17 protein-coding genes and 1 pseudogene are annotated in these 8265 nt (G+C 62.4%); all 18 read right to left on the bottom strand.

Annotated features, from left to right (window positions below; genetic code table 11):
• Positions 1 to 4 precede the first annotated feature (4 nt).
• A complete protein-coding gene (gene rplF, locus ASD14_RS15410; RefSeq protein ID WP_056135982.1) occupies positions 5 to 532 on the bottom strand; it encodes a 50S ribosomal protein L6 in 528 nt (175 codons plus the stop codon).
• A 15-nt stretch (positions 533 to 547) separates the two neighbouring features.
• Positions 548 to 943, bottom strand: a complete 396-nt coding sequence (gene rpsH / locus ASD14_RS15415; RefSeq protein ID WP_056135985.1) for a 30S ribosomal protein S8 — start codon at positions 941 to 943, stop codon at positions 548 to 550.
• Positions 944 to 1065: 122 nt separating this feature from the next.
• A complete protein-coding gene (gene rpsN, locus ASD14_RS15420; RefSeq protein ID WP_056135990.1) occupies positions 1066 to 1371 on the bottom strand; it encodes a 30S ribosomal protein S14 in 306 nt (101 codons plus the stop codon).
• A 21-nt stretch (positions 1372 to 1392) separates the two neighbouring features.
• A complete protein-coding gene (gene rplE / locus ASD14_RS15425; RefSeq protein ID WP_056135993.1) occupies positions 1393 to 1935 on the bottom strand; it encodes a 50S ribosomal protein L5 in 543 nt (180 codons plus the stop codon).
• Position 1936: 1 nt separating this feature from the next.
• A complete protein-coding gene (gene rplX, locus ASD14_RS15430) occupies positions 1937 to 2245 on the bottom strand; it encodes a 50S ribosomal protein L24 (protein ID WP_056135999.1) in 309 nt (102 codons plus the stop codon).
• A gap of 14 nt (positions 2246 to 2259) precedes the next feature.
• On the bottom strand, positions 2260 to 2628 hold the full coding sequence (gene rplN / locus ASD14_RS15435) for a 50S ribosomal protein L14 (protein ID WP_056136003.1): 369 nt from the start codon (positions 2626 to 2628) through the stop codon (positions 2260 to 2262).
• 15 nt (positions 2629 to 2643) lie between these two features.
• Complete coding sequence (gene rpsQ, locus ASD14_RS15440; RefSeq protein WP_056136006.1) at positions 2644 to 2913, bottom strand: 30S ribosomal protein S17; 270 nt, start codon at positions 2911 to 2913, stop codon at positions 2644 to 2646.
• Between the two features lie 12 nt (positions 2914 to 2925).
• A complete protein-coding gene (gene rpmC / locus ASD14_RS15445) occupies positions 2926 to 3111 on the bottom strand; it encodes a 50S ribosomal protein L29 (RefSeq protein WP_056136009.1) in 186 nt (61 codons plus the stop codon).
• Entirely contained in the window at positions 3111 to 3524 is a 414-nt protein-coding gene (rplP, locus tag ASD14_RS15450; protein ID WP_056136011.1) for a 50S ribosomal protein L16, read from the bottom strand. The genes rpmC and rplP overlap by 1 nt, the downstream gene beginning before the upstream one ends.
• Before the next feature lie 6 nt (positions 3525 to 3530).
• Positions 3531 to 4289, bottom strand: a complete 759-nt coding sequence (rpsC, locus tag ASD14_RS15455) for a 30S ribosomal protein S3 (protein ID WP_056136015.1) — start codon at positions 4287 to 4289, stop codon at positions 3531 to 3533.
• A gap of 14 nt (positions 4290 to 4303) precedes the next feature.
• Positions 4304 to 4639, bottom strand: coding sequence for a 50S ribosomal protein L22 (gene rplV / locus ASD14_RS15460; protein WP_056136043.1), 336 nt, complete (start codon positions 4637 to 4639; stop codon positions 4304 to 4306).
• A gap of 10 nt (positions 4640 to 4649) precedes the next feature.
• Entirely contained in the window at positions 4650 to 4919 is a 270-nt protein-coding gene (gene rpsS / locus ASD14_RS15465) for a 30S ribosomal protein S19 (protein ID WP_056136018.1), read from the bottom strand.
• A gap of 6 nt (positions 4920 to 4925) precedes the next feature.
• Entirely contained in the window at positions 4926 to 5753 is an 828-nt protein-coding gene (gene rplB, locus ASD14_RS15470) for a 50S ribosomal protein L2 (protein ID WP_056136021.1), read from the bottom strand.
• A 10-nt stretch (positions 5754 to 5763) separates the two neighbouring features.
• Positions 5764 to 6060: a 50S ribosomal protein L23 gene (rplW, locus tag ASD14_RS15475; protein ID WP_056136025.1), complete on the bottom strand. Its 297-nt coding sequence runs from the start codon at positions 6058 to 6060 to the stop codon at positions 5764 to 5766.
• Entirely contained in the window at positions 6057 to 6662 is a 606-nt protein-coding gene (rplD, locus tag ASD14_RS15480; protein ID WP_056136029.1) for a 50S ribosomal protein L4, read from the bottom strand. The genes rplW and rplD overlap by 4 nt, the downstream gene beginning before the upstream one ends.
• A 2-nt stretch (positions 6663 to 6664) precedes the next feature.
• Positions 6665 to 7321: a 50S ribosomal protein L3 gene (gene rplC, locus ASD14_RS15485; protein WP_056136032.1), complete on the bottom strand. Its 657-nt coding sequence runs from the start codon at positions 7319 to 7321 to the stop codon at positions 6665 to 6667.
• Between the two features lie 11 nt (positions 7322 to 7332).
• Entirely contained in the window at positions 7333 to 7644 is a 312-nt protein-coding gene (gene rpsJ, locus ASD14_RS15490; RefSeq protein WP_036212661.1) for a 30S ribosomal protein S10, read from the bottom strand.
• 551 nt (positions 7645 to 8195) lie between these two features.
• A pseudogene (locus tag ASD14_RS15840) lies at positions 8196 to 8265 on the bottom strand (elongation factor Tu); the annotation flags it as partial.

Here is an 8265-nt window from a genome sequence, read left to right on the forward strand (position 1 = left end):
CGGATTAGGCCTTCTTCGCTTCCTTACGGATGATGACTTCGCCGGCGTACTTCACGCCCTTGCCCTTGTACGGCTCCGGCGGACGGAAACCGCGGATCTTGGCCGCGACTTCACCAACGCGCTGCTTGTCCGCACCCGAGACCACGACTTCGGTCTGCGTCGGAGTGGCGATGGTGATGCCTTCCGGCGTGGTGAACAGCACCGGGTGCGAATAACCCAGCGACAGGTTCAAGTCCTTGCCCTGCATCGCGGCGCGGTAACCGACGCCGACGAGCTCGAGTTTGCGCTCGAAGCCTTCGGACACGCCCTTCACCATGTTGGCGAGGATGGCGCGCAAGGTACCGGTGAGCGCAATCTGCTCGGCGTTGTCGGTCGAGAACACGGCATGGCCGTCTTCGATCTTCAACGCCACGTTGGCGGGCTTGGTCACGCTCAGGGTGCCCTTCGGGCCCTTGGCGATGATGGCGTCGTTGGCGACGCTGACTTCAACGCCCTTCGGGAGGGCGATCGGCTTCTTGGCTACACGAGACATGTCAGTGAACTCCTGTTAGGCCACGAAGCACAGGACTTCACCGCCGACGCCCTGCTGGCGCGCCTGCGCATCAGTCATGATGCCTTTGGAAGTGGAGATGATGGCGACGCCGAGGCCACCCAGGACCTTCGGCAACGCGTCCTTGCCGCGATACTGGCGCAGGCCCGAACGCGAGTAGCGCTCGAGGCGCTCGATCACCGGCTTGCCTTCGTAGTACTTCAGCACGACTTCGAGTTCGGCCTTGGCGCCGTTCGGGGTCACGCGGAAATCAGCGATGTAGCCTTCGTCCTTCAGGACGCCGGCGATCGCGGTCTTGATCTTGGACGACGGCATCTTCACCGTCTGCTTCCGAACAGCGGCCGCATTCTTGATGCGAACCAGCATGTCGGCGATGGGATCAGTCATGCTCATGAAAAGTCACCTATGAGTGCACCGATATCCGCGGAATGCGAATAATCCAGTTGTAACGCCCAGGCGGAACCCGGAGCGCTTAAAGCAGCCGGCGAGTCTAGCAGACTCGTCGGCCTTGTTGCTTACCAGGAAGCCTTGCGCAGGCCAGGAACGTCACCGTTCATCGTGGCCTTGCGCAGCATGTTGCGGCCGAGGCCGAACTTGCGGTACACGCCGCGCGAGCGGCCCGACAGTTCGCAACGGTTGCGCTGGCGGCTCTCGGAGGAGTCGCGCGGCAGCTTCTGCAGCTTGACGGCGGCTTCGATCTTCTCTTCGTACGACGCGGTCGTGCTGGAGATGATCTTCTTCAGCGCGAGGCGCTTGGCGCCGTGCTGCTTGTTCAACTTCTTCCGCTTGATTTCGCGGTTGATCATCGAGGTCTTGGCCATGATGGATATCTCTCGTCGAAATCAGTTACGGAACGGGAAACGGAACGCTTCGAGCAGCGCCTTGGCTTCGGCGTCGGTCTTGGCGGTCGTCGTGATGGCGATATCCATGCCGCGGATCGCGTCGACGGCGTCGAAGTCGATTTCCGGGAAGATGATCTGTTCCTTCACGCCCATGTTGTAGTTGCCACGGCCGTCGAACGAACGGCCCGACACGCCGCGGAAGTCACGGACGCGCGGCAGCGAGACGTTGATCAGGCGATCAAGGAACTCGAACATGTGCGCGCGGCGCAGCGTGACCTTGCAGCCGATCGGCCAGCCGTCGCGGATCTTGAACGAAGCCACCGACACGCGGCTCTTCGTCACGATCGGCTTCTGGCCCGCGATCTTGGTCAGGTCGGCCACTGCGTTTTCCAGGATCTTCTTGTTCGTGGCGGCTTCGCCCACGCCCATGTTGATCGTGATCTTGGTCAGGCGCGGCACTTCCATCGGGTTCTTGTAACCGAACTTCTGGGTCAGGGCCGGGACGACTTCGTCCTTGTAGAACTTTTCGAGACGGGTGCTCATGTCAGATAGCCTCGCCGCTGGAGCGGAACACACGCAATTTGCGTCCATCCTCCAGCACCTTGAAGGCAACGCGTTCGCCCTTGCCCGAGGCAGGGTTGAACAGCATCACGTTGGAAATATGGATCGGCGCCTCGCGCTCGATCACGCCGCCGGGCTGGCCGGCCTGCGGATTCGGCTTGGTGTGGCGCTTGATGATGTTGATGTTGGACACGACGATCTTGTCGCCGGCCACGCGGATCACATCACCCTTCTTGCCCTTGTCCTTGCCGGCGATGACGACAACCTGGTCGCCCTTGCGGATACGGTTCATCTTAATTCCTCCGCTCAGAGCACTTCAGGTGCCAGCGAGACGATCTTCATGAACTTCTCGGTACGCAACTCGCGGGTCACTGGCCCGAAGATGCGGGTACCGATCGGTTCCTGCTTGTTGTTCAGGAGCACGGCGGCGTTGCCATCGAAGCGGATCAGCGAACCGTCCGGGCGGCGAACGCCCTTGCGGGTGCGGACCACGACGGCGTCATAGACGTCGCCCTTCTTGACCTTGCCGCGCGGGATCGCGTCCTTCACGGTGACCTTGATGATGTCGCCGATGCCGGCGTAACGGCGCTTGGAGCCGCCCAGCACCTTGATGCACATCACTTCCTTGGCACCGGAGTTGTCAGCCACGTCGAGGTAGCTCTGCATCTGGATCATGAGTCAGCCCTCCTCTTATTCGGCCGCACGGGTGACGATCGTCACCACGCGCCAGTTCTTGGTCTTGGACATCGGCGCGCACTCGGCGACGCGGACGATGTCGCCCTCGTTGCACGAATTGTCGGCGTCGTGGGCATGCAGCTTGGTCGAGCGACGGATGTACTTGCCGTACAGCGCGTGCTTGACCTGGCGCTCGACGAGCACCGTCACCGTCTTGTCCATCTTGTTGCTAACGACCCGGCCTTCTACCGTGCGCAGCGCCTTCTCTGTTTTGTTGTCGGTCATGACTGCGGGTCCTTACTGCTTCTGCCCGAGCAGCGTGTTGACGCGAGCAATCTCGCGGCGCACGCGGCGGGCTTCGTGGGTCTTGGCGAGCTGGCCGGTGGCCTTCTGCATGCGGAGCGCGAACGTCTCCTTGTGCAGTTCGGCCAGGTGGGCCTTCAGCTCATCAGCCGACTTCGCGCGGAGGTCTTTGAGTTCCATTAGCGCACCGTACGGGTCACGAAAGTGGTGGTGACCGAAAGCTTGGCCGCGGCCAGACGGAACGCTTCGCGCGCCGTGGCTTCGTCCACACCTTCGATTTCATAGATCATGCGGCCGGGCTGGATCTGGGCGACCCAATACTCGACGTTGCCCTTACCGGAGCCCATTCGGACTTCGATCGGCTTCTTGGTGATCGGCTTGTCGGGAAACACGCGGATCCACATCTTGCCGCCACGCTTGACGTAACGGCTGATGGAACGACGTGCGGCTTCGATCTGGCGAGCGGTCAGCTGACCGGTCGCCGTCGACTTGAGGCCGTACTCGCCGAAGCTGACGGCATTCGCGCTCCAGCTCAGGCCGTCGTTGCGGCCCTTGTGCATCTTGCGATACTTGGTTCGCTTGGGTTGCAACATGGTCAATTACCTCGCTTCGCGGGCCGGACGGCCACGACCGGGACGATCGTTGCGATCCTTGCGGTCGCCACGGTCCGGACGGTCACCACGCTCAGCGCGCGGCGTGTCGTCCTGCTTTTCCTGGCCGACCTGGGAGAAATCGAAAATCTCGCCCTTGTAGACCCATACCTTGATGCCGATGATGCCGTAGGTCGTCTTGGCTTCAGCGAAACCGTAGTCGATGTCGGCACGCAGCGTGTGCAGCGGCACGCGACCTTCGCGGTACCACTCCGAACGTGCGATTTCGGCGCCGTTGAGGCGGCCGGCGACGTTCACCTTGATGCCCAGCGCGCCCAGGCGCATCGCGTTGCCGACTGCACGTTTCATCGCGCGACGGAACATGATGCGGCGCTCCAGCTGCTGCGCGATCGATTCGGCAACCAGCTGTGCGTCCAGTTCGGGCTTGCGGACTTCGGTGACGTTGATGTGCGCCGGAACGCCCATCACGTCGCTGACTTCCTTACGCAGCTTCTCGATGTCCTCACCACGCTTGCCGATCACCACGCCCGGACGGGCGGTGTGGATCGTGACGCGCGCGTTGTTGGCCGGACGCTCGATCAGGATCTTGGAGATGCCAGCCTGTGCAAGCTTCTTGCGCAGCATCTCGCGAACCCTGAGGTCAGCCGCAAGGTAACTGGCGTACTGCTTCTTGCCAGCGAACCACTTCGACGTCCAGTCCTTGGAGATGCCCAGGCGGATGCCGGTCGGATGTACTTTATGACCCATATCTATGCTCCGCCTTACTTGCCGGCGCCCACGACCACAGTGATGTGGCTGGTGCGCTTGAGGATGCGGGTGCCGCGACCCTTCGCACGCGCCATGAAGCGCTTCAGCGAGGGACCTTCGTCAACCATGATGGTCTTGACCTTGAGCTCGTCCGCGTCGGCGCCGAAGTTGTTCTCGGCATTGGAGGCGGCCGAATACACGATCTTGTAGATCATGCCAGCGGCCTTCTTGTCGGAGAACTTCAGCAGGTCGAGTGCACGGGCGACCGGCAGGCCGCGCACCTGGTCGGCGACCAGGCGGGCCTTCTGGGCGGAGATGCGCGCGCTGCGCAGGATGGCTTTCGCTTCCATGGTCATCTCCTTACTTGCCCGACTTCTTGTCGCCGCCGTGACCCTTGAACGTACGGGTCAGGGCGAATTCGCCAAGCTTGTGGCCAACCATGTTCTCGTTGACCAGCACCGGGATGTGGTTCTTGCCGTTGTGCACGGCAATGGTGAAACCGATCATCTCGGGCAGGATCGTGGAACGACGCGACCAGGTCTTGATCGGCTTCTTGTTGTTGCCCGCGGTCTCCACCTTCTTGATCAGGTGGTGGTCGACGAACGGGCCTTTTTTCAGTGAACGTGCCATGGCCGATTAGCTCCTACGATCGCGCACGATGAACTGCGAGGTGCGCTTGTTCTTGCGGGTCTTGTAACCCTTGGTCGGAACACCCCACGGGGTGACCGGATGCGGATTACCCTGGCCCGCCTTGGCTTCACCACCACCGTGCGGGTGGTCGACCGGGTTCATGGCGGCGCCGCGAACGGTCGGCTTGATGCCGCGCCAACGCTTCGCACCGGCCTTGCCCAGCTTTTCCAGGTTGTGTTCGTCGTTGCCGACTTCGCCGATGGTGGCGGCGCAATCGACCGGCACCTTGCGCATTTCGCCGGAGCGAAGACGCAGCGTGGCGTAGCCGGATTCGCGTGCAACCAGGTAGACGCTCGCGCCGGCCGCGCGGGCCAGCTGGGCGCCCTTGCCCGGCTTCATCTCGACGCAGCACACCGTCGTACCGACCGGGATGTTGCTCAGCGGCAGCGTATTGCCGACGCGGATCGGGGCTTCGCGGCCCGCGATCACCTGGTCGCCATCCTTCAGGCCCTTCGGCGCGATGATGTAGCGACGCTCGCCGTCGACATAGCACAGCAGCGCGATGTGCGCGGTGCGGTTCGGGTCGTACTCGATGCGCTCGACGCGGGCGGGAATGCCGACCTTGTCGCGCTTGAAATCGATGATGCGGTAATGCTGCTTGTGACCACCACCGATGTGACGGGTGGTGATGCGACCGTGGTGGTTGCGGCCACCGGTCTTGCTCTTGGCCTCGACGAGGGCGGCGTGCGGCGCGCCCTTGTGCAGGCCAGGCGTCACCACGCGGACCGCGCTACGGCGACCGGCAGAGGTGGGCTTGAAAGTCATCAATGCCATGGATCTATCCTCAGGCCGTGGCCATCACGTCGATCGACTGGCCTTCGGCCAGCGTCACGTATGCCTTGCGCGAATCGGGGCGACGGCCCATCCGGAACTTGAAGGCCTTGTTCTTGCCCTTCACGTTCACGACGTTGACCGCTTCGACCTTGACCGCAAAGAGCTTTTCAATGGCCTGCTTGATGTCGGCCTTGGTAGCGTCCGTTGCGACTTCGAAGACGTATTGGTTGGAAACTTCCTGCAGGCGCGCGGTCTTTTCGGACACGCGTGGTGCGCGGATGATGTTGTAGAGCTTGGCGTCGTTCATGCCAGCCACTCCTCGATCTTCTTGACCGCGTCGGCGGTGACCACGACCGAATCGGCACCCACGAGGGCAACCGGATCCAGGCCCTGGACGTCACGCACTTCGACGTACGGCAGGTTGCGCGCCGAGAGATACAGGTTCTCGGTGGCATCTTCGGTAATGATCAGCGGACGCTTGCCCACTTCCAGGCCCTTGAGCTTGGCGATCATGTCCTTGGTCTTTGGCGCTTCGATGTCGAACGACTCGACAACCATGATGCGGCCCTGGCGGTTGAGCTCGGACAGGATCGCGGCCATCGCGGCGCGGTACATCTTGCGGTTGACCTTCTGCGCGAAGCTGCGCGGCTTGGCCGCGAAGGTCACGCCGCCGCCGACGAAGATCGGAGCCGTCAGCGCACCGTGACGCGCACCGCCGCCCTTCTGCTTCTTCGACTTCTTGGTCGTGCCGTTGACTTCCGAACGGGTCTTCTGCGCCTTGGTACCGGCGCGACCGGCGTTGCGATAGGCAACGACCACCTGGTGGACCAGGTCTTCGCTGAATTCGCGGCCGAAGATCGCATCGGAAACCGACAGCGTCTTGCTGCTGTTGTTGATTGCGAGTTCCATCATCAGACTCCCTTGCTCGACGGACGCACGATCACGTCGCCACCCGGAGCACCCGGAACCGCGCCTTTGATCGCGATCAGGCCGCGCTCGGCGTCGACCTTGACCACTTCCAGGCCCTGCGTCGTCTGCTGCACGTCACCCATGTGGCCGGACATCTTCTTGCCCGGGAACACGCGACCCGGCGTCTGGCGCTGGCCGATGGAGCCCGGCGAGCGGTGCGACAGCGAGTTACCGTGGGTGGCGTCACCCATGGTGAAGTTCCAGCGCTTGATCGTGCCCTGGAAGCCCTTGCCCTTGGTCACGCCCTGGACGTCGACCATCTGGCCGGCTTCGAAAATGTCAGCCTTGATCTCGCCGCCGATTTCGAAGCCACCGATCTGGTCGGCTTCGACGCGCAGCTCCCACAGGCCGCGACCGGCTTCGACCTTGGCCTTGGCCAGGTGGCCGGCTTCGGGCTTGGTCAGCAGCGATGCGCGCTTCACGCCAGCGGTCACCTGCACGGCGCTGTAGCCGTCGGATTCGACCGTCTTGATCTGGGTGATGCGGTTCGGGGTGGCTTCGATCAGGGTCACCGGAACCGACTTGCCGTCGGCGGTGAAAAAGCGGCTCATGCCGGCCTTGCGACCGACAATGCCCAACGAATATTTCTTCGCGGTCATGGTGGCGTGCCTCAGGTCAGCTTGATCTGCACGTCGACGCCCGCCGCGAGTTCGAGCTTCATCAGCGCGTCCACGGTCTTGTCATTGGGGTCGACGATGTCGAGCACGCGCTTGTGCGTGCGGGTTTCGTACTGGTCGCGTGCGTCTTTGTCGACGTGCGGCGAGGTCAGAATGGTGTAACGCTCGATCTTGGTCGGCAGCGGGATCGGGCCGCGCACTTGCGCGCCGGTCCGCTTGGCCGTCTCGACGATCTCGCTGGCCGAGCGGTCGATCAGTCGATGATCGTACGCCTTGAGCCGAATCCGGATCTTTTGGTCCGCCATGGCGGAAACTCCTTCGTTAAAGAGCGACAGATCCGATAACTGGGTGTATCGGACCCCTGGACTTTTGGTGCTTCAAACTCCGCCGGAATCGCACCCTCCCGGAAGAACCTTCAAAAACGTCGTTACAAAAGCGCCTTTCAAAAACAAAGGCAGACCGGTTGAACCGGCCCGCCCAGACTGGAAGTCATGAACGCGCAAACGGCCCCGTCATCGATGTCCCGAACTATCTTTCGGGACGGACGGAGCACTGCCGCGCGACATTTCCCTGTCTGGCGAATACGAGGCGCTTCCTGCACTTCATTTCGCTGGTTCGCGACCTATTCCCGAAGGAAGGCCGCGAGGGTCTTGCATTCTAGTAGGTAGGGATGGGTGTTTGCAACCCATCCCTCGCCTTTTTTTGCCGCAATTGCGCCAACTGTCAGGGCAGTTGGCGCGGGTTTGCGACTGGTGTAGCTGTGAAGATCGGGAGCCAGATCGCTGGATCCCCACTCATAGCCGCGGGGATGACGAACCGATAACCCGGGCGCGCAAGGCGCGCCTGGGTCAGTTCGTCACTTCAGGATCTTCGACACCACGCCGGCGCCGACCGTGCGGCCGCCTTCGCGGATCGCGAAACGCAGG

Origin of the sequence: Lysobacter sp. Root494, from assembly GCF_001427225.1 — a bacterium.
In the GTDB taxonomy this organism is placed as follows: Bacteria; Pseudomonadota; Gammaproteobacteria; order Xanthomonadales; family Xanthomonadaceae; genus Agrilutibacter.